This is a genomic window from Acidimicrobiia bacterium, from assembly GCA_040902765.1.
Classification (GTDB): Bacteria; Actinomycetota; Acidimicrobiia; order Spongiisociales; family UBA11373; genus DATKBG01.
The window spans coordinates 69,131-94,774 of record JBBDWO010000020.1; the positions used below are offsets into that span (position 1 = coordinate 69,131).

The window sequence follows — 25,644 nt, forward strand, 5'->3', positions numbered from 1 at the left end:
TAGATGCCCGATCCGACCTACCCCACACCGGGTTTGACGCACCGCCGGCCACGGTGGACCCTTACGACGTGGAGGCACTCTGCGGCGAAGTGAGCTCATGCCGGTCATGCCCGCGCCTCGTCGAGTGGCGCGAACGCGTCGCCCGTGAGAAGCGGCGCTCGTTCGCCGACGAGACTTACTGGGGCCGGCCGGTGTGTGGCTTCGGGGATCCGACGGCGAGGCTGCTGGTCGTCGGCTTGGCACCGGCCGCCCACGGCGCCAACCGGACCGGCAGGATGTTCACCGGTGACCGCTCAGGCGATTGGCTGTACCGAGCCCTCCACACCGCCGGATTCGCCAACCAGCCCGAGTCGGTCGAACGCAACGACGGCCTCCGGCTCGGCGACTGCTGGGTGACCTCGGTGGTCAAGTGTGCGCCCCCGGCCAACAAACCAACGCCCGCCGAGAGGGACCGCTGCACCGGCTGGCTCGAACAGGAGCTCGACCGGCTGCCCGGCGTGCGGGTCACCGTGTGCCTCGGTGGCTTTGCCTGGACGGAGATGCAGCGCCTCGTCGCACGGCGCACCGGCATCACCGATCGGCGCGTCCCGTTCGGGCACGGGGTGCACTGGGAGGGTCCGACCGGGTTGTTCCTGGCCTCCTATCACCCGAGCCAGCAGAACACGTTCACCGGACGACTCACCGAGGCCATGCTCGATGACATCTTCGCTACGGCGAAGGCACGGCTGGCAGCCTGAACCTGTGGACATCGCCCGTGTCGGAGGGTGTGGACAACTCCGGTCGTCCGCCGTATCTCGATGAGCGCCTCCGCGCCGGAACCCCCATGGTCCCGTGCCACGCGGTCCGGTGGAAGCGCCCCGACTTGTCCACAGACCCTGTGGATGCCGTTGCGGGAAAGTCCGCCCCGCGGTACCGTCGCGCCGAGTCGACGCCGAGAGGAGAGCCAGGAGTGGCCAAACGGCTGCGCGAACCAGCGCCGCTGTCCGACGCCGTGGGCATGTACCTCGAGTCGGTTTCGGAGCACGAGCTCCTCACCGCCGAGGACGAGGTTCGCCTCGCCCGGACCATGGAATCCGGGCGCCGCGCCCAGCACACCCTGGAAACGGCCGGGCGCCTCTCCCCTACCGAACGCACCGCCCTGTATCGCGACGTGCACGCAGCGGACGAGGCCAAGGCCGTGTTCATCCGGTCGAACCTGCGCCTCGTCATCAGCATCGCCAAGCGGTACAACGGCCGGGGACTCGATCTGCTCGATCTCGTTCAGGAAGGCAACCTCGGTCTCATCCGCGCCGTCGAGAAGTTCGACTGGCGCAAGGGCTTCAAGTTCTCGACGTACGCCACCTGGTGGATCCGACAGGCGATCACCCGGGGACTCGGCAATCACGGCCGGACGATTCGCCTGCCCGTCCACATGGTCGACATCGTGCGCACCGTCCAGGAGACCACGCTCACCCTCACCGAGCGGCTCCGCCGCCGGCCCACCCTGGAGGAGATCGCCGATGCGAGTGGTCTCGAGGTGGAGCGGATCCAGCAGGCGCTGGCGGCCCCCGCCGACACCATCTCGTTGGAGCGGCCGGTGGGCACCGACGGAGACAGCGCCCTGGGCGATTTCGTCGAGGATGCCGATGCCGTCGATCCGTTCGACGCCGCCGCCGAGGCCACCACCCGGCAGAACGTCGACGCCGTGATGACGATCCTCGAGTCCGTGGAACGCGACGTGATCAGGCTCCGCTACGGCCTCGACGGCCGGGAGCCGCTGACCCTCTCGGAGGTCGGCGAACGGTTCGACCTGACTCGCGAGAAGGTCCGCCAGGTGGAGGGCCGTGCCCTGGCCAAACTGCGCCACCCGTCCAGCTCGTTCGACGTGGAAAGTCTGCTCTAGGAGTCGCCAGCTACCGGCGACCAGCGACCAGCTACCAGCTACCAGCTACCAGCAAGAACTGGGAATACGGACTGAAGTCGACGGCTTACATCCACAGAGCACTACCTGTGAATCTGGCTGGTAGCTGGTAGCCGGTAGCTGGCTCACACCTCGAACAACCGCGGGGCGTTTCCTTCCACTCCCCGAACCTCGTCGTAGTCGACTTCGACACAGCCGATGCCGCGGGTGGCGGCGAGCGTCTTCGCCTGCGGCGCGATCCGGGTGGCGACGAACAGGCCCCGAACCGGACCCAGCGAGGAGTCCCGGTTGAGAGAGTCCAGGTACCGGGTCAGTTGCTCCACCCCGTCGATCTCGCCGCGCCGCTTGATCTCCACGGCCACGATCTGCCCATCGGCATCGCGACACAGGATGTCCACCGGCCCGACGTCGGTGGGGTACTCGCGGCGGAGCGTCTCCAATCCCGACTCGATCATGGAGGGGCGCTCGGCGAGGAGCGCCTGAAGGGTGGCCTCGACCCCGTCCTTTTCCAGCCCCGGGTCGTCCCCCAGCTCGTGGCTCACGTCGGCGATCACCTCTTCGAGGGCGATGACGAGGGACTCACCCTTGGCATTGGTGACCACCCACTCCCTTTCGGTCTCCTCGATGTGGTTGGGGGCGTTCATCCAGTTCAACGGCTTGTACGCCCCGCCGTCGGCATGGATCGCCACGCACCCGTCCGCCTTCACCATGATCAACCGCACCGCCGATGGAAGCGTGGCGGTGAGCCGCCCCGTGTATTCGACGGAGCAGCGAGCGATGAGCAGGCGCATCGTGAGAAGTTACCCGTTGCCCGTTACCCGTTGCCCGACTCAAGAGCTCATGGCTTATAGCTCATGGCTCATGGCCAGAACATCAAGGAAGCGGTGGGCAGTGAGAGGTGATCTGAAGCCGGCATCGAGCCGGCTTCAGATCACCTTGTCGTTTTTGCCGGACACCTGGCGAAGGAGGTCGATCTGACCGGTGTGATAGGTGTCGTGGAAGTAGGCGAAGTGGATCTGATCCACCCGCGACACCATGGCGTCGCCAACCGGGGTCTCCGTCGTCAACCAGTCCTCGTCGACCGAGTCCATCCACGCTCGGATCGCCGCCTGCGTATCGGCCAGCCCGGTGAGCAGGTCCTCGAGAGGGATCACGTCGGGGGCCTCAGCCTTGACTGGATCCGACTCGGTGCGATAGCGACTGAAGCGGCCGCCGTCGTCCGGCGGGGCTCCGTCGACCAGCCGGAACAGGTCGTAGCGGCTGGCCACGATGTGGCCGAGCACCCAGTTGAAGCAGTTGATGTTGTGCTCCGACTGGCGCAGCGAGTCCTCATGACTCACGCCCTCGGCGTGCCGCTGCACCAGCTTCGTGTTCCGATGGAATGCCTTGGAGAGAAGAGTGGGGTCCATGGGACGAGGCTACCCGCTGCCAGCTACGCGCTACCAGCTACCAGCTACCAGAAGATCCTCTGGCCACTGGCAACTGGCCACTGGCCACTCGGTTGACGCCGAAGGCGTCAACCGACCGACCCCTCCATCTGGAGTTCGATGAGGCGGTTGAGTTCGACGGCGTACTCCATCGGCAGCTCCCTGACGATGGGCTCGATGAAGCCGGCGACGATCATCGCCGTCGCCTCTGACTCGCTCAGCCCACGGCTCATCAGGTAGAACAGCTGGTCGTCGCCGACCTTGGACACGGTGGCCTCGTGGCCGATCTGGGCGTCCGCCTCCTCGATCTCCATGTAGGGGTAGGTGTCCGACCGGCTGTGCGAGTCGAGGATGAGGGCGTCGCAACGCACGAATGACTTGACCCCGTGGGCGCCGTCTTCCACCCGGACCAGACCGCGGTAGCCGCCGCGGCCCCCGTCCTTGGAGATCGACTTGGACGTGATCAGCGAGGTGGTGTTCGGGGCGGCATGGACGATCTTGGCGCCGGCGTCCTGGTGCTGACCCTCGCCGGCGAAGGCGATCGACAGCACCTCACCGTGGGCCCCTTCCTCCATGAGCCACACCGCCGGGTACTTCATGGTGAGCTTGGACCCCAAATTGCCATCGATCCATTCCATCGTGGCGTTCTTGTAGGCGACGGCCCGCTTGGTGACCAGGTTGAACACGTTGTTCGACCAGTTCTGGATGGTCGTGTAGCGGCAGCGGCCGCCTTCCTTGACCACGATCTCGACAACCGCCGAGTGCAGGGAGTCGCTGGAGTAGGTCGGCGCCGAGCACCCCTCGACGTAGTGGCAGTAGGCGCCCTCGTCGACGATGATCAGCGTCCGCTCGAACTGCCCCATGTTCTCGGCGTTGATGCGGAAGTACGCCTGGAGCGGCTGGTCCACGTGAACGCCCGGGGGGACGTAGATGAACGAGCCGCCCGACCACACGGCCGAGTTGAGGGCGGCGAACTTGTTGTCGTTGGGCGGGATGATCGTCCCGAAGTACTCCTGCACCAGCTCGGGGTACTCGCGGACCGCGGTGTCCATGTCGCAGAACAGGACGCCGAGCTCTTCGAGGTCGTCACGGTTGCGGTGGTACACAACCTCGCTTTCATACTGCGCCGTCACCCCTGCCAGGTACTTACGCTCGGCTTCGGGGATGCCCAACTTCTCGTAAGTGTTCTTGATGGACTCGGGCACCATGTCCCAGGACTTCGCCTGCCCCTCCATCGGCTTGATGTAGTAGTAGATGTTGTCGAAGTCGATCGTGTCGAGCAAACCGCCACCGCCCCAGGTCGGGATCGGCTTTCGCAGGAAGCGCTTGTATGCCTTGAGGCGGAACTCGAGCATCCACTCGGGCTCGCCCTTCATGGCGGACATCCCGCGGATGATCTCCTCATTCAGCCCCCGCTGGGGCTTGAACACGTAGTCCTCGACGTCCGACCAGCCCAGCTGGTACTTGCCGAGATCGAGATCGACGGTCTGTGCCATGAAGCACTGCCTCTCAGGTCGTCCTGTGATGGTAGGCGCCGGGTACGGGCTACCGGCTATCGGCTACGCGCTACCAGCTACCAGCTACCAGCTACCAGCATCGAAAGTGTCCTTACCTTCAGCGCGTCTGCGGTCCGAGGTATTCCCGGGGAGAGCATGGTGAAACCGTCGACACGAGTCCGGAGAGGCGAGCGAGATCGGCGAGAGGTGGCTGGTAGCCGGCGGCTGGTAGCTGGAGGCTGGTAGCGCGGAAGCGCCGGACACGGTGGGGAGTGGGGGAAGACCGACCCGCATCCGGCGCCATCCGCCCGACCATTACACCACCTCCCTGACGCTATATGAAGCGATCGGCTGCAATATGCTCAGACGATGCCCATGCTCATCGTCGGCGGCGATACGCCCACCGGTAGGGCCCTCGCCGACGCCGTCGCCGGCAGAGGGGAAATCCGGATGTTCGTGTCGAACGAGGCAGCCGCCGAGACCCTGCGGAGCGCGGACTTCAAGGTGGCGCTCGGTGACGTGAGCGATGCGTCCCATGTCGGAGGCGCCGCGATCGGGGCCTTCTGCGCCGTGCTACTGGCCGAGGCCGCCGTCGACGACCGCACCCGGTCGTTCGCCTCTGATCCCTCGACGGTGGTCGGTTCCTGGGTCAGCGCCGTGGCCGAGGCAGGGGTGCGCCGAGTCATCCTCGTGGCGGGAGCCGAAAACGAGGAACTGCTCGCCCTGTCTGGACCGGGCGTCGAAACGGCCTTCGTCGACGCCAACGGGATCGACGCCGCCGCGCTGGCCGCCCGGGTGGTCGCACTCGACGAGGCCCGCACCCTGTGACCGAGCCCTCCCGGGCTTGATTTACCACCCGGCCGGTGGGAGAGTGGCGTCGGCGCAGGACTGCTCCCGCGCCGCCCACGAGGAGAGAGAAGCCACCCCTTGGTGAAACAGGACGATGTCGTACGCGTGCAGGGAACCGTCCTCGAGACGCTCCCCAACGCCATGTTCAAGGTAGAGGTCGAAGGCGGCCTCGAGGTGCTGGCCCGCGCTTCCGGCAAGATGCGTCGCGGCCGCTACATCCGCATCCTCCCCGGGGACAAGGTCGACATCGACCTGTCGATCTACGACCCCAGCCGCGGTCGGATCGTCTGGCGCTACCGCGGATAGGCCGCCGATCACACCTCGGTGAACAGGTACCGGCGCAGGACCTCGAGGCGATCCCCGAAGCCGTCGGGGTAGAGGTACCACAGGGTGGCGGCCACCGAGGACAGCAGCGCGTTGCCATCCTGGGGGGTGAAGCAGAACCCGACGAGCTCGCGACCGTTACGCACCGCCAGGGTCTCGACCGGCACCACCGCCTGGCTGAGGATGCGCCCGTAGTAACCGTGGTCACGGCCGAACGAGAAGATCTGGTTGGCCGACCGCTTGTGGGTGATCGCCAGGCGAGGATTGGCGGTTAGGCGCTCGATCGCCTGGTCCACGGTCATCTCCTGGTCGAGCACCAGGCTGAAGTGCAGCGCGTGCATGTACTGCGTGTTGAGTTTGACCGCAGAGGAGAAGACGTCGAGGTCGTAGCCCATCGTCTCGAACAGCTGGTGTGCATCCCGAGCGTGGTGGGTTCCGAACCGAGCGTTCTCATGCCGCCCCACGATGGGCGACGCGCTGAAACCCGAGTCCTGGCTGATGTCATTGGACCGCCGCAGGCACAGGAATCGCCCGTTCTCCAAGTGCGACGTACCGTCCTCGTCCATGGCGAGCGTCTTGATCAGCGCGGAGATGTTGTGGGTATTGCACGACACCACGTGCAAAAAGCGATCCGTCGTCCGCTCGAGCGCCTCGTCGTTGATACCCCGGGCGTACATCTTGCCGAACCCGAACTCGGAGCCCTGGGCGAGAAAACCGATCGGTCCGCGGGCCTTGTCGTAGAGCTCCGCCTTGTTGGCGTTGCCCGCCGGGGTGCAGTCGATGACCACCGCGGCGCGCTCGATCGCCTCCATGGTCTCCAGCTTGGGTGGGGTGCCCAGCTCCTCGAACGAGGACCGCCGATCGGCGTCGGTGGCGAGCACCGCTCCCCTACTCATGAGGTCACGCACCTTGGCGCGCTCTTCGATCAACGGCGTGCGCTTGTGGAAGGTGACTTCCTCGATGCCGAACGCCTCGGCGTGATCGGCCAGGAGTCCGATGAGGGGCTCGCCGATGGTCCCGGTACCGACGACGTGCACGATGTTGGACAACGGGTCCTCCGGAGTCGAGATGCCCGGTGAATGGTAGTGACGTGCCAGGAGGCAAGAGCTACTTGGTACTTGGACGCGCGCGGATAAGGGCGGGACCGCTCTCACTCTCCTCCCCCGTAGGGGGAGGTGGCAGCGGCCGCAGGCCGCTGACGGAGGGGGAGGGCTAACGCGTCGCGAGGCCTCCGTAGCGTTCGCCCTCCCCCCTCCCCTCCGGTCGCTCCGCTCCCTACGGGACTCCCCCCTTCAGGGGGAGAGAGTTACCTGTCGCCACCTGTCGCTGATGCTCTCGCCACTCGCTACTCGCTACTTTGTCCCCATGCGCGCTATTCGCCTCCACGCTCCCGGGGATCTTCGCCTCGATGAGGTGCCGGATCCCTCACCCGGTGACGACGAAGTCGTGGTGACCGTCGAGGCCGCAGGCGTCTGCGGCTCGGACCTCCACTTCGTGGACGGCACCGCCAGGACCTCGATCCTGCCGATCACGCTCGGCCACGAGGTCGCCGGATCCCTGGCATCGTCATCGAAGGCACGAGTCGTCGTCGCACTGGCCACCGCCTGCGGAGTGTGCGATCGCTGCATGGAGCAGCGCCCCAATCTGTGCGCCCGGGTCGAGGTGATCGGGATCCACCGCGATGGGGGGCTGGCCGACCGGATCGTCGTGCCTGCCGGGTCGGTGATCCCGATACCCGACGGAGTCGACGCGCCCCAGGCAGCCACCGCGACAGACGCCGGCTCGACTGCCAGGCACGCAGTGCACCGCCGGGCCGGCGTCGAGTCCGGGCACCGAGTAGCGATCATCGGAATCGGCGGGCTCGGCTCCTACGGCGTGCAGATGGCGCGCAACCTCGGGGCGACGGTGATCGCAGTCGACACCAGCGCTGACGCCCTAACTCGGGCGACCGCGCTCGGAGCCGAAGCGATCGTGCTCGCCGAGCCGGGGATGTCGGTGGGGCGCGCCGTGAAGCAGGCAACCGGCGGCGGCGTCGATATCGCCATCGAGTTCGTGGGGGCGGCCGCGACCGTCGACACCGCGGTGAAGTCACTCAGGCCGGGCGGCCGCGCCGTCGCCGTGGGCGTTGGCCCGGAGCCACTGACGACGATCGCTCCGGTCTTGTGGTCCAACAACGAGTACACCCTCACCGGGTCCTACGGCAGCCTCCCCGGCGACACCGAGGCCGTACTAAACGACCTGGCCGCCGGGCGCCTCGTCGCCCCACCGGTGAGGATCGTCGAGATGGAGGATGCGGTCCGTGCGATCACCGACGCTGCGGACCACGGCAGCGCTGAGCGGATCGTGGTGACGCCTCAGAGCGCGCGCCAATAGGTCGCGGATCCAATGAGGGTTCGGCTTGTGGCAAGCCGAACCCTCATCCCGTGGGCGAGCCTATTGGCGTGCGCTCTCAGCGAGTCGATGCGTCCACGAGGGCGTAAGCGACGACGGCTCCGGCGAGCACCGACAGGGCACCGAGGTAGAGCCAGACCAGAGCTACCGCGACCGCTCCGAGCGTGCCGAAGGTGGCACCGAGACCGGGGGCGAGCGCCAGGTAGAGGCTGAAACCGAGGCTCCCGCCGACGATCCCCACCACCCCCACGAGAGCGGCGACCCCGGCCCTGGGGACAGGAATCGACGGCCCGAAAACGTAAAACAGCATCAGGAACCCGAACACCCCGGCCGCGGCGAGTGGTAGTCCGAGAAGCGTTCCGAGCCGCTCGATCGGCTCCCACCCCGCGAGCCTCGCCAGGAAGGCGAATAGTGCGCCTCCGGCCACTAGCGCCACCGAAGTCACCACCAGAGCCAGGCCTCCGGCGACGGTCAGGGCGAGCCCTACGAGCCGCATCTGGAGCGGCGGCCGGATCTCGGAACCGCCGGCCACCACGGCGAGGCTCCTCTGCAACGCCACCACCGCGCGGGAGCCGAGGAAGAGCGATATCAGCAGGGACACGACCACGAGGACCACACCACCGTCGCCGACCCTGCCCGCGGTGTCGGTCATCAGGGACGTCACGAAGGTGACCACCGCCTCCGGAGCGATCGGATAGAGCGCAGCCTCGACCCTGGCGACCGCAGCGGCGTCGTCGCCGAACATGGCGGCGACTCCGACGACGGCTAGGGACAGGGGCACCATGGCAAGGAAGGCGTTGTAGGCGACGGCGGCCGCGCCAACCGAGAGGTCGGCCGCGCGGAGGCGTCGTATCACGAATCGGACCCGCTCCATCGGTGGCACCCGACCAGTCTGTACGACCCACCGAGCCGGGTGCCAATCGTTCGGTCGTGGGTGTACCGGCTGCGACGCCATACACTCCAGGCCCGATGGCTCCCCTACCCCGCGGCCCGGTCCAGGTCGGCGTCGCCCTCGGACTGATCCTCGCGGTCACCTCGACCACGCTGTTCGTGCTGTTCGGGGCGAGCCCATCGTCCGATACGACATCGACCTCCGACCCGCTCGCCAACGGCACCGTGACGACAACCAGCACGGTCGACACGACCGCACCGCTCGACTCCACCACGACGACCGAGGCCGTGGGTCCGGACCCTTTCCACCCTTGGGTGGATCGCCGAACCGTCGGACAGCCCTGGGGCACCGCCGTCGAGGGGTTGATCACCTTCCGGGGCAACCCGACCAACACCCACTACGGACAGGGGCCGGTGCCGGCCACTCCGGAGATCGCCTGGCGCTTCCCCGACGCTCCGCTGTGCGGCCAATCGACGGACCTCGGAGTGACCGCGACCTGGTGCGGCAACGGCTGGACCGGACAGCCCGTCGTGTGGGAACGCCCCGACGGAGTCACCGAGATCATGGTCGGCGCCTACGACCACCGGTTCCACTTCATCGACGCCACCACCGGCACCCGAAGCCGATCCCCGATCCTCACCGGCGACATCGTCAAGGGGAGCCCGAGCCTCGACCCCGACGGCTTCCCGCTCGTGTTCTTCGGCAGCCGCGACAACAAGCTGCGGATCGTCGCCCTCGACCGCGAGGACCCGGTCGAACTGTGGTCCTTCGAGACCCCGAAGCCGCTGTGCACCGTCGACACCCGCGACGAGCACGGGACCTCGTGCTTCGGTTTGTGGAACGACGACTGGGATGCCGCCCCGCGCGTGCTCAACGACTACCTGTTCGCCAGTGGTGAGAACTCGGTCTTCTACATCTGGAAGCTCAACCGCACGTACGACGCCGTCGGTCTCGTCCAGGTCGACCCACAACTGGTCACCGCGGTGCCGTCGTGGAACGACGAACTCATCGCCGACATCCAGAATGGATGCACGATCCCCGCCCGCTGCCCATCCACGAGCATCGAGAGCACGCCGGCCTTCTTCGAGGGGCGCGTGTACTTCGGCAATTCGGGTGGACGGGTCATGGGGCTCGACATCACCAACCTCGAGAGTGGCGAGGCGCCGATCGTCTTCGACTACTGGGTGGGCGACGACGTCGACGGCTCGATCGTCATCGACGACGAAGGCATGCTCTACGTGCCGGTCGAGTGGAAACGGTTCCTCCAGCGCGGCGAAGACCTCGGTCAGCTGATCAAGCTCGACCCGTACACCTCGGGTGACCCATACGTCTGGGGGATGTACTCGATCACCACACCACCTGCTCAGGGGGGGATGTTCTCGACGCCCGCCCTCGGCGATGGCGTGCTCTACGTCGTCACCCATCGCGGCTTCCTCGTCGTGGTCGACCAGGAAACCGGTGAGGAGCTCTGGGCCCATGCCCTGGCCCCCGGGAGCTGGTCGTCACCGGTGGTGGTGGACGATCGTTTGGTCACCACCGGCTACGACAGCTTCATGCGGGTGTGGAGCCTCGCCGACCCGCAAGAACCCCGACTGATCTGGACCTTCAAAGTCGGGGACGCCACGATCGAGGCCACCCCCGCCGTGTGGAAGGGCGGGATCTACGTGTTCAGTCGGGATGGATACCTCTACGCCATCAAGAACAAACCGGCGTGAGCGAGCAAGCTCGCTAGCAATTGGCTATTGGCAATTAGCAATTGGCCGGACCGAACCGACAGCTTGTGCAGCCGCTCTGACTCTCTGGCTAATAGCTAACGGCCAAAAGCCAACAGCTCTCCGGTAACCTCCCCGGTCGCTATGTACTACGACTACACCGCGGTCACTCCGCAGACGGTCAGCGACGACGTCGAGAACGCCATCGCCGCGGGTGAGCGGCTCATCACCGAGATCACCGGCCACCAGGGTCCCCGAGACTGGGCGTCGACGCTGGCGCCACTCGACAGGCTCGCCGGGGTGGCGGCGCGCGCCTACGGAACCGGCCCCTTCATGGCACGCGTCCACCCGGACAAGGCGGTCCGCGACGCAGCGAGCGCCGCCGAAGAACGGCTCTCCAAGTGGCTCTCCGACCTTCCGTTCCGACGCGACCTGTACGAGGCGGTCGAGGCCTACGCCGCCACCGAGGAGGCGGCGAATTTCACCGGCGAGCGGGCCCGCATGCTCGAGTTCACCCGGCGCGACTTCCGGCGTGCCGGACACGCCCTCACCGAGGAGGAGCGAGCCGAGGTGCAACGGCACCGGACTCGTCTCGTCGAACTCGACGTCGCCTTCAACAAGAACCTCGACGAGTACGAGGACGGCCTCGACCTCACCCGCGAGCAGCTCGACGGACTCAACGACGACTACGTCGAACGGCTTCGGCCGGGCACAGCCGCCAACACCTATCTGGTGTCACTCGACTATCCGGAGTACTTCGGATTCATGGACCAGGCCACCGACCGGGACCTGCGGCGCCAGCTCCAGTACAAGTTCTTCAACAAGGCGGTCGACGCCAACCTGCCGATCCTCGAGGAGGCGGTGCGGATCCGCGCCCGGATTGCCGAGATCTTCTCCATGCCCTCCTGGGCTCACTATGCGATGGAAGAAAAAATGGCGAGGACGCCCGAGGCGGTCGAGGAGATGTACGAGGCCATCGTGCCCGGGCTCACCGAAAAGGCCCGTGCCGAGCTCGACGACCTCAGGGCGGCCCTAGGTGACGACGTCCAGCAATGGGACCATCGCTACCTCCACACGTCTGTCCGCCGCGAGCGATTCGGCGTCGATCCGTCTGCGGTCGCCGCCTACTTCCCGCTGGAACCCGTCCTGGACGGCATGTTCGCCATCACCAGCGACGTGTTCGGACTCACCTACGAGCGGGCGGACATCCCGGTGTGGCACCCGGACGTCATGGCGTATCACATGTTCGACAGCGAGACCGGAGACCAGCTGGGCACCTTCTACGTGGACCTGTTCCCCCGAGAGGGCAAGTACGGCCACGCCGCCGCCTTTCCCATCGTCCCGGCTCATAAGAGTCCCGACGGCTACGTCCTTCCCAGCACCGCGATCGCAGCGAACTTCACCAAGCCCGGAGTCCGGGCACCGTCACTCCTGCGTCATGACGAGGTGGTGACGCTGTTCCACGAGTTCGGCCACGTCCTCCACAACAGCCTCGGCCACACCGAGCTGGTGCGCTTCAGCGGGTACGACACCGAGTGGGACTTCGTCGAGGCTCCGTCGCAGATCATGGAGCACTGGTGCTGGAACGCGGATGTGCTGCGCCGGTTCGCTCGCCACCACGAGACCGGTGAGCCGATCCCCGACGACCTCGTCGACCGCCTGGTCGAGGCACGCGATCTCCACATCGCCCTGGCCATGCTGCGTCAGGTCAGTTTCGGCAGACTCGACCTCGACTTCCACGGGCCCGGACCCGAGAAGGACCTGTGGGCGATCACCCGCGAGACCAGCGAGCTCAGCGGCTTCCCGTACCACGAGGGCACCTTCTACCCGGCCGGCTTCGGCCACCTGTTCGGCTATGACGCCGGGTACTACGGCTACCTGTGGTCCAAGGTCTTCGGTGACGACATGTTCAGCCGGTTCGAAGCCGAAGGGGTTCTGAGCCCGAAGGTGGGACGCGACTACCGGAACTTCGTCCTGGGCCCGGGTGGCTCCAAGGACCCCATGGACATGCTGCGCGACTTCCTCGGCCGAGAGCCGAATCAAGAGGCGTTCTTGCGGCTCATCGGGATTTCGAGCAGTACGTAGCACGCAGCACGTTTGACGCTCAACGCTGAACGCAAGACTGTGGCGTTGAGCGTTGAGCGTCTAGGCCAGCACGCCCTTTTCGACGTCAATGGGGTCGCGGTCGATCGAGAAGAACTCCATCGGGGCGTCGGTGTCCCACTCGTCCGACTCGGCGTCGGTGAGGAATCGGGCGAGCATCGAGCCGATCGCCGGGGACTCCTTGAAGCCGTGGCCGGAGAATCCATTGACGGCGATGAACCCGTCGAGCGGTGTGGGTCCGATCACCGGATGGACGTCGTCGAAGTTCATGTCGTACATGCCGGCCAGGCCCGTGATCTGGCCCCGGTAGGGCAACGACGGGATCCGGTGGTGCAATGCGTGGATCTTGACGTCCCGGAAGGCGGCATCGAGGTTGTTGTTGAAGCGGTCGGGATCCTCGACGATCTCCTGCTCGTCCTCCCCGAGGATCGACCCGACGAGGAACTGCTCCCCGCTCGCCTCCGGGCGGAAGTAGATGCCGCCCGACGAATCCCCGACGATCGGGATGGGTCCGGGCACCTCGTCCCGGGGCCACTCCCGGTAGAGCACCTGGGCACGGATGGGGGCGATCGACCAGCCGTAATCGACATCAGCCATGGCGGCTAGCCGCGGTGCCCACGGCCCGGCGGCGTTGACCAGGATCGGCGCATCGATCCCCGACCCATCGGCCAGTTCCACCCCCTCCACCCGACCCCCGGCGGTGCGCACCCCGACGACGGCAGTGTTGAACCGGACGTCCACCCCGTTGCTACGGACCGCCATCAGCAGGTCCTGGGCAGCACTCACCGGATCGAAGAACCCGCTCTCGGTCTCGAACAGGAAGCCGGGCTCGTGGTCGGCGCACTCGTGGTCCACCTCGAAGGTGAGATCGAACGGACGGTTGCACGTGCTCAGGGCGGGGAATTCGCGGCGGACATCGTCCGGGCTCATGATGGTCACGGCGATGTCGAGCCCGGTCATCGTGTCGTGCTCGGCCCGCAGCGTGGCGGCGTCCTCCCCCATCATCCACAGAACACCCGTGTGATGGAACCGGGCCTTCGGTTCGTCGATGCCGGTGTATGCCGCCCAGTTGCGATGAGCCTTGAGCCCGTCGCGAGCCACCGTCATCGCCTCGGGATGGGTGTACCGCTGACGGAGGATCGCCGAGGAAGCACCGGTGGCCCCCTCCCCCACGTTTGGAGCCTTCTCGACGATGGTGATCCGGGTCGAAGTGCGGCGGGCTATCTGATGGGCGATGGACAGCCCCATGATCCCCGCGCCCACGATGACGATGTCGGCGGTGTCGCGCATGGGGTACAAAGTAGCGAGTGGGGAGTCGGGCCTCCACACTCTCCTCCCCCGCAGGGGGAGGTGGATCGGCCCGCTAGGGCCGAGACGGAGGGGGAGGGCTGACGCGTCGCGAGGCCTGCGTAGGGTTCACCCTCCCCCCTCCCCGCCGCTCGCTCCGCTCCCGCCGGTACTCCCCCCTTCGGGGGGAGGAACCGCGGAGAGAGGGGTGAATGGTCGCCTTCAGGGGAGAACCGGGGGCAGTGAGGAGCCCCCTTCTTGCGGTCCCCTCCCCTGAAGGGGGAGGTGACATCGGCCGCAGGCCGATGACGGAGGGGGAGGGCTGACGCGTCGCGAGGCGTGCGTAGGGTTCACCCTCCCCCCTCCCCGCCGCTCGCTCCGCTCCCGCCGGTACTCCCCCCTTCGGGGGGAGAGAGGCTCAGTCCGGCGTTCCGATCTCGGCGTCGACCACGGTGATCCCCGTGAGGTGCTTGCGGAGTTCGTCGGGGGTGCCGGCGAGGATCGGGAAGGTGCCCCAGTGGATGGGCAGCACGGCCCCGGGCTTCAGCCGCTGCGCTGCCGCTGCGGCGTCGGCCGGACCCATCGTGTAGTGCCCGCCGATGGGGAGCAGGGCGAGATCGATGTCATGGCGTTCTCCGATGAGCGTCATGTCGCCGAACAGGTCGGTGTCACCGGCGTGATAGACCACCGACCCGCCGGGCAGTCCGAGGACGAACCCGGCTGCCGATCCCCCGTCGACGATCCCGGCATCGGTGCTGATCCCCGACGAGTGGACCGCGGGCACCATGGTCACCCTGACCCCACCGGAAGTCTCCACGGAACCGCCGATGTTCATCCCGACGACATTGCCCAGGCCGTTGCCCTCCAGGTACACGGAGATCTCATGAATGGCGATCACCTGCGAGGCATGAGCAGCAGCGATCTCGACGGTGTCGCCGAGGTGATCGAAGTGCCCGTGGGTCACCAGGACGACATCCACCCGATCCAGGTCTGACGGATCGACCGGGCAGGACGGGTTGTCCCGCATCCAGGGATCGATGAGCAGCACGGTTCCGTCGGCGAGGTCGATCCGAGTGGCGGCGTGTCCCAGCCAGGTGATCGACGCGTCGCGAAGCATGGTCAGAACGTAGCAGAGGGAGCTCTCTGAACTCTGGGCACGGTCGGGGCCCGGTACTTGGTATTTGGTACTTGGTAGTTGGACGGTCCGGAGAAAGTCCGAGTACCAGGGTGGCCCCTCAGCCAGGGTGGAGGAATGTCAGCAGAGGGCTGGCTGTCGAGCGAGGGTCGAAAGCCCCGAGCCCATTTACGTCCGCCCATCAGCGGGTCGCGGCCCCACCACGCGCCACCCGAGCACTCCGACCGCCGTGCTCAGAAGCAATGGAGCGAGTATCGGATAGAGGATCTTCCACGGCGTCCACGAACCGCCGTGCCACTCCAGCGTCGGATTGCCGAGAAACGACCAGCAACGCTCCCAATCGGGCACGCCACCAATATCGTCGCAGCCGTAGGGAATGATGGCGAGGAGCGCGATGAGCCCGGCCAGACACGCCAGGAACACCCGCACGACATCGGTCCGTCGGCCGAGCCAGCGACAGACGGCGATCACTCCCAGCGCGATGAGTGCCCCGAGAGCCGTCATGAGAGCAACGCTCGTCGGCCCGGAGTCGTGAGCCGGGTATGGAAACCGCCGCTGCAGGACGACCACTACCGCCACGACGGAAGCCGCTCCGACCACGATGGCGGTCACCCTTCTGGCCATCGCCGATCCTCCCATGCGTCGGGCGAACGAGCACGGAGCGCTTCTCCGACGCGCCGAGTCTACGGTCGGGTCGGGCGATCGCGCCCTCGGCCAGGGTAGGGACTGCTAAGGTCACCCCTCTCATGGTGGTTGCCGGTATCTACGCCCGTATCTCGTCGGATCACGAGGGCAAAGGCCTCGGGGTGGGTCGTCAGATCGAGGACTGCGAAGCCCTCGCCGCCCGTTTGGGTTGGTCGGTGACGGATCATTATGTGGACAACGATGTGTCGGCGTGGTCGGGCAAGCAGCGCCCCGAGTACCTCCGGATGCTCGACGACATCAAGAACGGCACGATCAGCGGGATACTGGTGTGGCATCCCGACCGGCTCCACCGTCATCCCAAGGAGTTGGAAGAACTCATCGACCTGGTGGAGAACACCGCTGGTGTCCAGATCGAAACCGTGACGGCGGGTGACTTCGACCTTTCGACCTCAGCGGGGAGGAGTGTGGCTCGTATCGTGGGTGCCATTGCTCGCAAAGATTCCGACGACACCAGCATGAAGGTACGCCGCAAGCACGCCGAGTTGGCCGCAGCAGGCAAAGTGGCTGGCGGTGGAACCCGCCCGTTTGGGTATGAGTCGGATCGGATCACGGTGGTCCCGTCAGAGGCGGCGGTGATCCGGGAGATGGCCAAACGGGTACTCGCAGGTGACTCGCTGCGGTCGATCGCCGGTGACCTCAACACCCGTGGCGTGCGGACTTCGTTGGGCAACGAGTGGAAGGCTGGCGGGATCAAAAAGGTGCTGATGTCGCCACGCATATCGGGGCGGCGGGAACGAGGCGGGGAGTTCTACGACGCCGTGTGGGACGGGATCATCAGCCCTCAAGACTCCGACCGGCTGCACCGCAAACTCGCCGCCCGGAACCGCTCTACGGGACGACCCCCACGGCGCTACCTGCTCACCGGTGGCTTGCTGCGCTGCGGGCGGTGCGGGACGGCGATGAAGGCCCGCCCCAACACCCGGGGACGGCGCTATGTGTGCCCTGGTGACCCCGGTCTAGGCGGATGTGGGCGGATGTCAGCGACCGCCGAACCGTTGGAGCAGTTCATCGTCGAAGCCGTGCTGTATCGCCTCGACTCGCCCGAGTTGGCGGCAGCGCTCAAAGACACCCGAGCACAGCAGTCCGAGTTGGCCGAACTCCACGATCAAGTGGCTTCGGACCAGGTGATGCTCGACGAGCTCGCCGCCGACTACGCCAACAAGACCATCAGCCGATCCGAGTGGATGAGTGCCCGTGAACCGGTACAACAACGCATTGACCAGGGACGCCGCCGGCTGGCAAGGATCTCACCGACCACAGCGATTGACGACTACGCCGACAACACCGACCTACTGCGCTCCGCTTGGTCTGATCTGCCGTTGTCGCGCCAACAGGCCATCGTCAAGGTGCTGGTCGACCATGTGATCGTCAACACGGCAGTTCCTGGCCGAGGTTTCGATCCGCAGCGGTTCGATCCGGTCTGGCGGCTCTAAGCGTCTGGTCCCCCCTCACCCGGCCGGTGGGGACGGCGGCCCTCCCGCAGGAGTGCCGCCGCCCTCTCCACCGCCTCAGGTCGAGCGACCTTGACCACCACGCCCTGAGCAGCACACGACTCCTCCACCCAGCGGCGCACCACCTCGAGATCGAAGCGTCTCAGCGCCATGACAACCACACCGCAGGTGGCCCCTTGAAGCCCTCAACCTGATCGGGACGGAACACCACCTCAGGCAAAGCGCCCATCCGATCCGACGCCGCCTCCACCGCCCCCTCCAAAGTGGCTGCAAAGATCAGTTCCGAGGCCGGTTGGAAGCCCTGGGCGCAGTCGTAGCGGTTCAGCCCGCCAGTGCCGCCGATGTCCTTGCTCAGATACTTCGACGCATACCGAGCAGCAACCCGAGCCTCCTGACGCACCCCAGAACCCACCGGCAAATCACCGATCAGCTTGATATGGACGAACCCGAGGCCCCACGCCGCCTCGATCAGACCGCGGGCAACGAACCGTCCTACCGCGAAATGCACATGCCAGCCATGCCCCGACTTGTGCAACTCAGGCACCCACAGATACGGAAACGCCTCATCGAGACCACGACGGAGCGAACGAAAGAACCGGGAGATATCGGCCCGCACCGCCCGGGGGTCATGCTCACCCTCACCCGCATAGGTCAGCGTCCCAAACCGATTCAGACCATTCGCCGCGCAATAGCGGCGGACCTTCCCCCGCGCCCGACGAGCCGCTTCCTCCACCGCCCGACCCTCATCCGGCTCCGTGGCCCACCCGCCACCGGACCCGGGGCGGCGTCTGTTCAGCCCGCGGAACGACCCGCCAGCCTCACCAGCATCGGGATACAGAGATAGGAACCAACCGGCTGCCATAAGACCGCCCCCACGAAGACACCTGGGAAACCGGCGGTCTCAACATTGGCGGTCTTTGCCGCGGACATCACATACCGGCCCGCGAAGCATAGCCCCCACCCAAACCTAAACACACACAGTTGTCATTCAAGAAGCCTCGGCCCCCGCCTCCGTTCCTCCCTAACCTCCGAACGCGGTCACCCGAGGGGCGAACCGGGGCACCAAACCCACGACAACGCCGTGACGAGTTTCGTTGCATATTCAAGTCAAGAAGAGACCCTTGCCCGTGAACAGGCAGCTCAGCTTGTTCCGGGGAGCCTCGCTAGCGTGGGCGTGTGATGGAGTCCGAAGGCAGCGACACCGAAGCCAGACTGGTACCCGTGTTTGTCTCTTTCTCTCGGGACCTCGTCTTTCCTCGGGCAACTGGGCCGCTGTCAGATCTTCCCGATGACCAACTCCTCGACTCGTATTTTGATTATCTGGATGACCACTGGATTGCGCCGTTAAAGCGTCTTGCTGGGTCCAATGAGGGCTCACTGATTGTTCTGACTGTCTGCTATTCGCTGATGGAGGTCTACGAGCAGCTTCGCTCCGGTAGTTCCTCGAAAGGCTCGGTCGCTGCGTTTATCCGCAAGGGAGCAAGGCGGGTGCTCGACGGTCAGATGTCCCGGACGATGCGACCCGAAGAGCGAGAGGCTTTCGCTCAGCGATTCACAGAGGTCACCCGCAACGCACTGGTCCACGATCTCGCCCTAAGGGATATGAGTATCGAATTCGACGGTGAGGGCGTCGGCGGCTTCTCGATGGCTGATGACATCAAGAGCGGGGACACAGGTGTCGATCCGCATTGGTTGCTCCAGATCATTGCGGATGAGTTCGACGCCTACCGCAACGCACTGAACCAAGACCCCGAACTCCGTGCCCACTTCCGAGCGGTGGTGCTCAGAGCCGTCGAGGATCGTTCATACAGAGACTGACCTATCCATCGTCATGTCAGTGCAGTCGCTTGAAAGTCGTCGCTTGGGTACGGACGCTGAGCCACGCTCGTGGCAGCAAGTGATACGAACCCATCCCTGCAGCGTTCGGCGATCAGGGGCTGTACCCCAATATGAACTCGCCGAGCCAGTCCTCATGTTCTGGGCAGAAGTTCGTGACGGCGGACGCAACCATCGCAAAGTACAAGAGCGAGTCAAGTTGGCGGTCACCGGTCAACCTTGGTGCAACAAGGTCAACCATGAGGCCTGCACTGAACGAATCGCAGATCGCTAGCCCGGCCAACGCAAACTCTCCCTGAAGCTCAAAGTCGTCGAGAAAAGCGGCGCTGTAGTCGTTCTGTTCCAGAGCCTGTCCGATGTATCGCAAGTAGGCGGCCGCCTGGGCGACGACCTCCGACGGATCATCGGTCGTAGTCGAGGGCATCGCCGTCGTACTCGTGAGGGTCGTGCTCGTCGTGAGCTGGGTTGACGATTGTGTAGCCGAAGCGCTAGGCGACGAGTCCGAACCAGCGCAGGCGGCGAGCAATAGGAGCGCAGAGGCAACCGCTGCGATGTGAGCGGACCTCCCCGAACTACAAGACTCCAGTCTCCGCATAGCCTTCCCTCTAAACGGCTCTCCGTCGACCGACTCTACACAGCGATCAGTCACAGTCCCCTGTTGAGTTGACGCAGCGGGCGGGACTCGTCGTCTCGCAACCACGTAGCCCCGAGTGTTCACCGCCTGGGGTGACCTTGAGAGTTCTTACCCCAGCGTGCGGGAGTGTCACTCGGGGGCGAATGGAGCGATCGGTGACCTCTCCGCTGGTCGTAGCCGGGGGCCTCGGTCCAGTGTCGCTTCGATGTGGACGACCAGATGGCCTCGCCCTCGTTGCCGAAGGTCCCGGTTGATCGCAGGCCGACCGTGGAGGCGACCCACGCCGATGCCTCGTTGTTCGGATGAGTGCTGGCCGTGAACTTCTCAACCCCGCGTTCGGCGAGCCATGCGCAGGTTGCGGCCGCTACCTCGGTGCTGAGCTCGCGTCCTTTCCCACTCGGGCGTTACCGACCAGGCGACAGGCGCCATTGGAAGGCCACATCGGGCGCCGCCGAGCGAGTGTCGATCCGACCCTGAAGTGAACGGCGAACGCTTGACAGGGGCGCCGAAGGGCTCCTTCTGCCGAGACTTCGCCAGTGGTGTCGCTCGTTAGTGTCCGCGGGTGCCTGAGGTTGCGCAGGTGTGTTCGGGGCTACTGGAGTTCCCCCGTGTAGCGTCGTCACTAATGGGACTAGACCACGTCGACTTTCCCCTCCGTCGTTTCCTCGGCATGGACATGGAGGTCATCGAACCGGGGCACGCTGTCACCCGGCTACGCATCGGCGAGACCCATCTGAATCCCAATGGCGTTGTCCACGGAGGGGTGCTCTTCACGATGATCGACACGGGTATGGGACTTGCCGCTGTGACGGTGCTCGACGGGGATCGATGCGCCTCGATCGAGCTCCACCTCAGATTCCTGAGCCCGGCGACTTCGGGAGTGGTGGAAGCCCACTCCACCGTGGTCCGTCGGGGGCGCAGAGTGGTTCATGTCGAATCACGAGTTCATGATGAGGCTGGGACGCTGGTGGCGACCGGGACCGGCACCTTCGCTGTCATCTCAGGCTGATCCGATGCTGAGGTTCGGTACTCCCCACCGCCAAACGACGCCCCCACGTACTCAATCCGAGCGTGAAGGCGATGGCTGCAGTGGCGAAGTCTCGACAGCGGTCCCGAGGGACAGGATCCGTGTCTGGCGGGTTGGTAACATCGGCTCTCCATGGTGAGACCGATCGATACCTCGTCGACTCCCAGCACCAAGTCCGCAAACCGATGATGTCCGATCGGGCCTCGGCACTCGTACTGGGTGGCGGGGTCGGTGGGGTGGTGGCTGCTACGACATTGCGCAGGAAACTTCCCGCCGAGCATCGCGTGGTCGTTGTCGATCGAGAACTCGATCATCTTTTTGCGCCGTCTTTGCTCTGGCTCATGATTGGAAAGCGAACTGCCCGTCAGATCACGCGTCCCCTCGACCGGCTCAGCAGGAGGGGCATCGAGGTGGTGCGGGGCGACATCGAACAGATCGACCCGGAGGCTCGCCTGGTGCGAGTGGTCGAGCATGGCTTGTCCCGGGACCTCGAGGCTGATCACCTCATCGTGTCGCTCGGAGCCGAGTTGGCGCCCGAGACGATCCCGGGCCTCGCCGAAGCCGGCCACAACTTCTACACCCTCGCCGGAGCCGAAACTTTCCGTGACGCCCTGGCTGCTTTCGAGGGGGGGAACATCGTCGTGCTCACGGCGACTCCGGCATACAAGTGTCCGGCAGCCCCCTATGAAGCCGCGATGCTCATCCTCGACTCGTGCCGCACCCGGGGGATCGCGGCGGCCACCCGGGTCGACCTTTATGCCGCCGAGTCCGGCCCAATGGGTGTCACCGGTCCCGAAGTGTCGGGGCAGGTGCGCCGGATGGTGGAAGACGGCGGTGTCGCGTACCACCCCGAGCATCAGGTGACCCGGGTCGATGGACCGGCGAAGCGGATTGTCTTTTCCAACGGAATGACCACCCACTTTGACCTCCTCGCCTACGTGCCACCGCATCGGGCACCTCGGGTCGTTCGGGAGGCAGGTCTCACCGACGATTCGGGTTGGGTGCCTGTTGATCCCGGCACGCTTCGCACCCGATTCCCGAACGTGTACGCCATCGGCGACGTGGCGGGGATCCCGCTCAAGCTGGGGAAACCTCTCCCCAAGGCAGGAGTCTTCGCCGAGCGTGAGGCCGGGGTGGTCGCCCGTAACGTCGCTCGGGCCGTCACCGGGAAGGGTCAACCGGCGCGGTTCGACGGGCACGGTGACTGCTTCATCGAGACCGGAGGCGGGAAGGCCGGATTCGGGAGTGGCAATTTCTACGCCGAACCGGTCCCACAGATCACCCTCCGTCGACCATCCCGTCGTTGGCACGCTGCCAAGGTCCTCTTCGAACAGAATTGGCTGCGGCGACGGATCTGAGCCCCGGGCACGAGCCGTGCGTGCTCGGCCTGGACGACTGGAATGGTCTCGTCACCGCGATCGTTCCATTGCGGACAGGGGAGGCCTCTTGGACATCGAGCTTCGGTACTTCGACGATTGCCCAACTTGGCGAATGACCGACACCTTGGTGAGGAGGCTCGTAGGAGAACTCGGAGTCGACGCAGAGTTTCGTCGCACGCTTGTCAACACCCCTGAAATGGCAGAGCGTCTTGCGTTCGTTGGGTCCCCGACAGTGATTATCAACGGTGTCGATCCGTTCGCCAACGTTCATGCTCCGGTTGGATTGAGTTGCCGCGTCTACCGGACAGAGACTGGATTCGCTGGTTCGCCGTCTGAAGAGCAGCTTCGCGAGGCGCTCAGAGTCGCCCGATAGCACCTCGCCGGTCGCTATCGGAGATTGACCACGAATGAAACCCTGGCGAAGTCCTGACAGGGGTCCCGAAGCACTGCTTACGTCGCCGCCCCTTCAGCCAGGGTCCTCTCCCCCGAAGGGGAAGGTGTTGTCGGCCGCCAGGCCGATGACGGGGGGGAAGGGCTGACGCGTCGCGAGGCCCACGTAGGATCCACCCTCCCCCCTCTCCGCCGCTCGCTCCGCTCCCGGCGGTACTCCCCCTTCGGGGGGAGGGACCGCGAAAGGCCCTCGCCCCTCGCTACTCGCTACTCGCTACTCGCTGCTCGCTACCTTCCTTCCATGACCTACTCCGTCGTCATCCGCGATCCCGTCACCGGCGAGTTCGGCGTCGCTGTGCAGTCCCACTGGTTCAACGTGGGGCGCATCGTTCCCTGGTTGCGGGCCGGGGTCGGGGTCGTCGCCACGCAGTCGCTGGCCGAGCCGCTGTACGGGCCCCGCATCCTCGACCTCCTCACCACCGGGGTGTCTGCCGAGGAGGCGCTGGCTGCCACGCTGACCGACGACGACCAGCGCGAGGTCCGACAGGTGGCCGTGGTCGACGCCGCCGGCCTCGTGGCGGCCCACACCGGCGCCGGGTGCATCGCTCACGCCGCCCACATCGTCGGTGATGGCTGGTCTGTTCAAGCCAACATCATGAGGACCGAGAGTGTCGTGCCGGCGATGGCCGAGGCTGCTGCGGTCGACGCTCCCCTCATCGCTCGGTTGCTAGGGGTACTCGAGGCCGCCGAGAAGGCTGGCGGTGACCTACGCGGGAGCCAATCGGCGGCGCTGATCACGGCGGGCGACGGCCCGATACCCAACGCGGACCTGCGGGTGGAGGATCACCCGGATCCGATCGGTGAGATACACCGCCTGGTTGCGCTCCACCGCCTGTACGACGAGATGACCGCCGGCGACGATGCTCTGGCACTCGGTGATCAGCTCGCCGCGGCCCGGCACTACGCGGACGCCGCAGCCGATCCACGGGCGAACCCCGAGGTCCGCTTCTGGCAAGCGGTCGGGCTCGCCGCCATGGGCGAAGGCGATGCAGCCCGAGCCGCCCTGCGGTCGGCGGCGGCCGAGAACGAGGACCTGCTCGAGCTTCTCGGTCGGCTCCGAGAGGTCGGCCTGGTCGACGAGTCGACAATCGCCATCCTCGCCGGCTCGACCGACTGACCCCGGCCCTCCGACTACCGTCCCGCCGCATGACTGCCGATCTCACCGCCGCTGTAAACGATCTGTTCCCCGACGTGACCGACGAGCTGACCCGGCTCGTCCGGATTCCTTCCGTGAGCGCACCCGGATTCGAGCCTGCCCGGGTCCGTGAGTCCGCCGACGCCACTGCCGACCTGCTGCGTCGGTCCGGGTTCAGCGGCGTCACCCTGCTCGAGATCGACGGGGCCCATCCCGCCGTCTACGCCGAGATGCCGGGTCCCGAAGGTGCCCCGACGGTGCTCCTCTACGCCCACCACGACGTGCAACCGCCGGGACCGGACGCCGAATGGCCGCACGGCGAGCCGTTTGTGCCAGCCGAACGCGACGGTCGGCTCTACGGCCGGGGCTCATCCGACGACAAGGGCGGGGTGGTCACTCACGCCGCCATGGGCCGCCTGTTCGACGGCAGTCCGCCGGTCAATCTCAAGGTCTTCATCGAGGGTGAGGAGGAGATCGGCTCGGCGCACCTGACGGCCTTCCTCGACGAGTACGGGCCGCTCCTCGCCTCCGACGTCATCGTCATCGCCGACTCGACCAACTGGCGTGTCGGCATCCCGTCGATCACTACATCGCTGCGCGGCTTGGTCTCTGTGCGGGTCGAGGTGGCAGTCCTGGAAGCGGGTGTCCACTCCGGGATGTTCGGCGGCGCCGTGCCCGACGCCCTCACCATCCTCACCCGGGTCCTCGCCTCCCTCCACGACGATGCCGGCAACGTCGCCGTCCCGGGCCTCGTCGGCTTCGACTCCGACCCGCTCGACCTCACCGAAGACGAGCTCCGTGGTCAGGCGGGCGTCCTGCCGTCGGTCGAGCTCATCGGTGACGGCAGCCTGACCACACGCCTGTGGAGTCGCCCTGCGGCCGCCGTGCTCGCCATTGACGCTCCGCCCGTCAAGGAGGCGATCAACCAGCTGATCCCGCGTGCCTCGGCGAAGGTCAGCGTCCGAATCGCACCCGGCGATGAGCCCGCTCGCGCCATGGACTCGCTCATCGCCCACCTCTCGTCACGGCCCGCGTGGGGCGCCAAGGTCACGGTGACGCCCCTGGAGTCCGGTGCCCCGTTCGCCCTGACGCCCGGGGATCCGCGGGTCGAAGCCTTCCGGGACGCCATGCGATCGGTGTGGGGTGTCGAGCCGGTCGACATGGGCGTCGGCGGATCGATCCCCTTCGTCGCCGCTTTCTCCGAAGCCAACCCGGACACCGCCATCATCCTGGTCGGTGCGGGCGACCCGACCAGCGCCGCCCACGGCCCCAACGAGAGCGTGGACCTCACCGATCTGCGTAACGCCATCGAGGCACAGGCGATGGCACTGGTGACGCTGGGGAGCGCGTAGGGGACCCGGTACTTGGTACTTGGTACTTGGAGCGCTAGTACGCGAGCGCTCAGTCCTTTCTCCCCCCCGAAGGGGGGAGTACCGCCGGGAGCGAAGCGAGCGGCGGGGAGGGGGGAGGGCGAACGCTACGTGGGCCTCGCGACGCGTCTGGCGGGGGGG

General features: G+C 66.1%; 24 protein-coding genes. 13 read left to right on the forward strand and 11 right to left on the reverse strand.

Annotation, left to right across the window (positions count from 1 at the left end; translation table 11 throughout):
* Nucleotides 1-68: 68 nt before the first annotated feature.
* Both WEA29_06025 and WEA29_06030 read left to right on the forward strand, forming a co-directional pair.
* The gene (locus tag WEA29_06025) at nt 69-737 is read left to right on the forward strand and encodes a uracil-DNA glycosylase (protein MEX2323312.1); all 669 of its coding nucleotides are present in this window, start codon (nt 69-71) and stop codon (nt 735-737) included.
* Between the two features lie 212 nt (nt 738-949).
* Nucleotides 950-1,882 (forward strand): sigma-70 family RNA polymerase sigma factor, encoded by a 933-nt coding sequence (locus WEA29_06030; GenBank protein ID MEX2323313.1) that lies wholly within the window; start codon nt 950-952, stop codon nt 1,880-1,882.
* Between the two features lie 143 nt (nt 1,883-2,025).
* On the opposite strand, the gene nucS is transcribed toward WEA29_06030, so the two are convergent.
* The 3 genes from nucS to sufB all read right to left on the reverse strand — a co-directional run bounded on the left by nucS (nt 2,026) and on the right by sufB (nt 4,823).
* Nucleotides 2,026-2,691 carry an endonuclease NucS gene (gene nucS / locus WEA29_06035; protein MEX2323314.1) on the reverse strand — a complete coding sequence of 222 codons (666 nt, stop codon included), beginning with the start codon at nt 2,689-2,691 and terminating at the stop codon, nt 2,026-2,028.
* Nucleotides 2,692-2,826: 135 nt separating this feature from the next.
* On the reverse strand, nt 2,827-3,309 hold the full coding sequence (locus tag WEA29_06040) for a DinB family protein (protein MEX2323315.1): 483 nt from the start codon (nt 3,307-3,309) through the stop codon (nt 2,827-2,829).
* A gap of 107 nt (nt 3,310-3,416) precedes the next feature.
* On the reverse strand, nt 3,417-4,823 hold the full coding sequence (sufB, locus tag WEA29_06045; protein ID MEX2323316.1) for a Fe-S cluster assembly protein SufB: 1,407 nt from the start codon (nt 4,821-4,823) through the stop codon (nt 3,417-3,419).
* A 369-nt stretch (nt 4,824-5,192) separates the two neighbouring features.
* Between sufB and WEA29_06050 the strand changes: the two genes are divergently transcribed.
* A complete protein-coding gene (locus tag WEA29_06050) occupies nt 5,193-5,651 on the forward strand; it encodes a hypothetical protein (GenBank protein ID MEX2323317.1) in 459 nt (152 codons plus the stop codon).
* 102 nt (nt 5,652-5,753) lie between these two features.
* Nucleotides 5,754-5,978 carry a translation initiation factor IF-1 gene (infA, locus tag WEA29_06055; GenBank protein ID MEX2323318.1) on the forward strand — a complete coding sequence of 75 codons (225 nt, stop codon included), beginning with the start codon at nt 5,754-5,756 and terminating at the stop codon, nt 5,976-5,978.
* Between the two features lie 8 nt (nt 5,979-5,986).
* On the opposite strand, the gene WEA29_06060 is transcribed toward infA, so the two are convergent.
* Nucleotides 5,987-7,045: a hypothetical protein gene (locus WEA29_06060; GenBank protein ID MEX2323319.1), complete on the reverse strand. Its 1,059-nt coding sequence runs from the start codon at nt 7,043-7,045 to the stop codon at nt 5,987-5,989.
* Nucleotides 7,046-7,361: 316 nt separating this feature from the next.
* On the opposite strand from WEA29_06060, the gene WEA29_06065 reads away from it, so the two are divergent.
* Nucleotides 7,362-8,369, forward strand: a complete 1,008-nt coding sequence (locus WEA29_06065; GenBank protein MEX2323320.1) for a zinc-binding dehydrogenase — start codon at nt 7,362-7,364, stop codon at nt 8,367-8,369.
* Nucleotides 8,370-8,445: 76 nt separating this feature from the next.
* Here WEA29_06065 and WEA29_06070 read toward each other — a convergent pair whose 3' ends face one another.
* Nucleotides 8,446-9,261, reverse strand: coding sequence for a YihY/virulence factor BrkB family protein (locus tag WEA29_06070; GenBank protein ID MEX2323321.1), 816 nt, complete (start codon nt 9,259-9,261; stop codon nt 8,446-8,448).
* A gap of 95 nt (nt 9,262-9,356) precedes the next feature.
* Between WEA29_06070 and WEA29_06075 the strand changes: the two genes are divergently transcribed.
* Both WEA29_06075 and WEA29_06080 read left to right on the forward strand, forming a co-directional pair.
* Nucleotides 9,357-10,994 (forward strand): PQQ-binding-like beta-propeller repeat protein, encoded by a 1,638-nt coding sequence (locus tag WEA29_06075; GenBank protein MEX2323322.1) that lies wholly within the window; start codon nt 9,357-9,359, stop codon nt 10,992-10,994.
* A gap of 141 nt (nt 10,995-11,135) precedes the next feature.
* A complete protein-coding gene (locus WEA29_06080) occupies nt 11,136-13,076 on the forward strand; it encodes a M3 family metallopeptidase (protein ID MEX2323323.1) in 1,941 nt (646 codons plus the stop codon).
* Nucleotides 13,077-13,136: 60 nt separating this feature from the next.
* Here WEA29_06080 and WEA29_06085 read toward each other — a convergent pair whose 3' ends face one another.
* The 3 genes from WEA29_06085 to WEA29_06095 all read right to left on the reverse strand — a co-directional run bounded on the left by WEA29_06085 (nt 13,137) and on the right by WEA29_06095 (nt 16,140).
* Nucleotides 13,137-14,384 carry an FAD-dependent oxidoreductase gene (locus WEA29_06085; protein MEX2323324.1) on the reverse strand — a complete coding sequence of 416 codons (1,248 nt, stop codon included), beginning with the start codon at nt 14,382-14,384 and terminating at the stop codon, nt 13,137-13,139.
* Between the two features lie 415 nt (nt 14,385-14,799).
* Complete coding sequence (locus tag WEA29_06090) at nt 14,800-15,498, reverse strand: metal-dependent hydrolase (GenBank protein MEX2323325.1); 699 nt, start codon at nt 15,496-15,498, stop codon at nt 14,800-14,802.
* 186 nt (nt 15,499-15,684) lie between these two features.
* Nucleotides 15,685-16,140, reverse strand: coding sequence for a hypothetical protein (locus WEA29_06095; protein ID MEX2323326.1), 456 nt, complete (start codon nt 16,138-16,140; stop codon nt 15,685-15,687).
* 122 nt (nt 16,141-16,262) lie between these two features.
* Between WEA29_06095 and WEA29_06100 the strand changes: the two genes are divergently transcribed.
* A complete protein-coding gene (locus WEA29_06100) occupies nt 16,263-17,654 on the forward strand; it encodes a recombinase family protein (protein ID MEX2323327.1) in 1,392 nt (463 codons plus the stop codon).
* Here WEA29_06100 and WEA29_06105 read toward each other — a convergent pair.
* A complete protein-coding gene (locus WEA29_06105; protein ID MEX2323328.1) occupies nt 17,651-17,824 on the reverse strand; it encodes a hypothetical protein in 174 nt (57 codons plus the stop codon). The genes WEA29_06100 and WEA29_06105 overlap by 4 nt on opposite strands.
* Nucleotides 17,815-18,534, reverse strand: a complete 720-nt coding sequence (locus WEA29_06110; GenBank protein MEX2323329.1) for a hypothetical protein — start codon at nt 18,532-18,534, stop codon at nt 17,815-17,817. The genes WEA29_06105 and WEA29_06110 overlap by 10 nt, the downstream gene beginning before the upstream one ends.
* A 317-nt stretch (nt 18,535-18,851) precedes the next feature.
* Here WEA29_06110 and WEA29_06115 point away from each other — a divergent pair, with 317 nt between their 5' ends.
* Nucleotides 18,852-19,490 carry a hypothetical protein gene (locus WEA29_06115; protein ID MEX2323330.1) on the forward strand — a complete coding sequence of 213 codons (639 nt, stop codon included), beginning with the start codon at nt 18,852-18,854 and terminating at the stop codon, nt 19,488-19,490.
* 112 nt (nt 19,491-19,602) lie between these two features.
* Here WEA29_06115 and WEA29_06120 read toward each other — a convergent pair whose 3' ends face one another.
* Complete coding sequence (locus tag WEA29_06120) at nt 19,603-19,932, reverse strand: hypothetical protein (GenBank protein MEX2323331.1); 330 nt, start codon at nt 19,930-19,932, stop codon at nt 19,603-19,605.
* Nucleotides 19,933-20,767: 835 nt separating this feature from the next.
* Between WEA29_06120 and WEA29_06125 the strand changes: the two genes are divergently transcribed.
* The 4 genes from WEA29_06125 (at nt 20,768) to WEA29_06140 (ending at nt 25,485) form a co-directional block, all read left to right on the forward strand.
* On the forward strand, nt 20,768-21,151 hold the full coding sequence (locus tag WEA29_06125; GenBank protein MEX2323332.1) for a PaaI family thioesterase: 384 nt from the start codon (nt 20,768-20,770) through the stop codon (nt 21,149-21,151).
* 206 nt (nt 21,152-21,357) lie between these two features.
* A complete protein-coding gene (locus WEA29_06130) occupies nt 21,358-22,527 on the forward strand; it encodes an FAD/NAD(P)-binding oxidoreductase (GenBank protein ID MEX2323333.1) in 1,170 nt (389 codons plus the stop codon).
* A gap of 712 nt (nt 22,528-23,239) precedes the next feature.
* Nucleotides 23,240-24,115: a DUF1028 domain-containing protein gene (locus tag WEA29_06135; GenBank protein MEX2323334.1), complete on the forward strand. Its 876-nt coding sequence runs from the start codon at nt 23,240-23,242 to the stop codon at nt 24,113-24,115.
* A gap of 29 nt (nt 24,116-24,144) precedes the next feature.
* The gene (locus WEA29_06140) at nt 24,145-25,485 is read left to right on the forward strand and encodes a dipeptidase (GenBank protein ID MEX2323335.1); all 1,341 of its coding nucleotides are present in this window, start codon (nt 24,145-24,147) and stop codon (nt 25,483-25,485) included.
* Nucleotides 25,486-25,644 lie beyond the last annotated feature (159 nt).

Excerpts from the sequence above, each read along its gene's own strand:
- nucS (MEX2323314.1), bottom strand. The coding sequence starts at position 2,691 with ATGCGCCTGCTCATCGCTCGCTGCTCCGTCGAATACACGGGGCGGCTC.
- WEA29_06040 (MEX2323315.1), bottom strand. The coding sequence starts at position 3,309 with ATGGACCCCACTCTTCTCTCCAAGGCATTCCATCGGAACACGAAGCTG.
- sufB (MEX2323316.1), bottom strand. The coding sequence starts at position 4,823 with ATGGCACAGACCGTCGATCTCGATCTCGGCAAGTACCAGCTGGGCTGG.
- WEA29_06050 (MEX2323317.1), top strand. The coding sequence starts at position 5,193 with ATGCCCATGCTCATCGTCGGCGGCGATACGCCCACCGGTAGGGCCCTC.
- WEA29_06065 (MEX2323320.1), top strand. The coding sequence starts at position 7,362 with ATGCGCGCTATTCGCCTCCACGCTCCCGGGGATCTTCGCCTCGATGAG.
- WEA29_06070 (MEX2323321.1), bottom strand. The coding sequence starts at position 9,261 with ATGGAGCGGGTCCGATTCGTGATACGACGCCTCCGCGCGGCCGACCTC.
- WEA29_06075 (MEX2323322.1), top strand. The coding sequence starts at position 9,357 with ATGGCTCCCCTACCCCGCGGCCCGGTCCAGGTCGGCGTCGCCCTCGGA.
- WEA29_06080 (MEX2323323.1), top strand. The coding sequence starts at position 11,136 with ATGTACTACGACTACACCGCGGTCACTCCGCAGACGGTCAGCGACGAC.
- WEA29_06085 (MEX2323324.1), bottom strand. The coding sequence starts at position 14,384 with ATGCGCGACACCGCCGACATCGTCATCGTGGGCGCGGGGATCATGGGG.
- WEA29_06090 (MEX2323325.1), bottom strand. The coding sequence starts at position 15,498 with ATGCTTCGCGACGCGTCGATCACCTGGCTGGGACACGCCGCCACTCGG.
- WEA29_06095 (MEX2323326.1), bottom strand. The coding sequence starts at position 16,140 with ATGGCCAGAAGGGTGACCGCCATCGTGGTCGGAGCGGCTTCCGTCGTG.
- WEA29_06100 (MEX2323327.1), top strand. The coding sequence starts at position 16,263 with ATGGTGGTTGCCGGTATCTACGCCCGTATCTCGTCGGATCACGAGGGC.
- WEA29_06105 (MEX2323328.1), bottom strand. The coding sequence starts at position 17,824 with ATGGCGCTGAGACGCTTCGATCTCGAGGTGGTGCGCCGCTGGGTGGAG.
- WEA29_06110 (MEX2323329.1), bottom strand. The coding sequence starts at position 18,534 with ATGGCAGCCGGTTGGTTCCTATCTCTGTATCCCGATGCTGGTGAGGCT.
- WEA29_06115 (MEX2323330.1), top strand. The coding sequence starts at position 18,852 with ATGGAGTCCGAAGGCAGCGACACCGAAGCCAGACTGGTACCCGTGTTT.
- WEA29_06120 (MEX2323331.1), bottom strand. The coding sequence starts at position 19,932 with ATGCCCTCGACTACGACCGATGATCCGTCGGAGGTCGTCGCCCAGGCG.
- WEA29_06125 (MEX2323332.1), top strand. The coding sequence starts at position 20,768 with ATGGGACTAGACCACGTCGACTTTCCCCTCCGTCGTTTCCTCGGCATG.
- WEA29_06130 (MEX2323333.1), top strand. The coding sequence starts at position 21,358 with ATGTCCGATCGGGCCTCGGCACTCGTACTGGGTGGCGGGGTCGGTGGG.
- WEA29_06135 (MEX2323334.1), top strand. The coding sequence starts at position 23,240 with ATGACCTACTCCGTCGTCATCCGCGATCCCGTCACCGGCGAGTTCGGC.
- WEA29_06140 (MEX2323335.1), top strand. The coding sequence starts at position 24,145 with ATGACTGCCGATCTCACCGCCGCTGTAAACGATCTGTTCCCCGACGTG.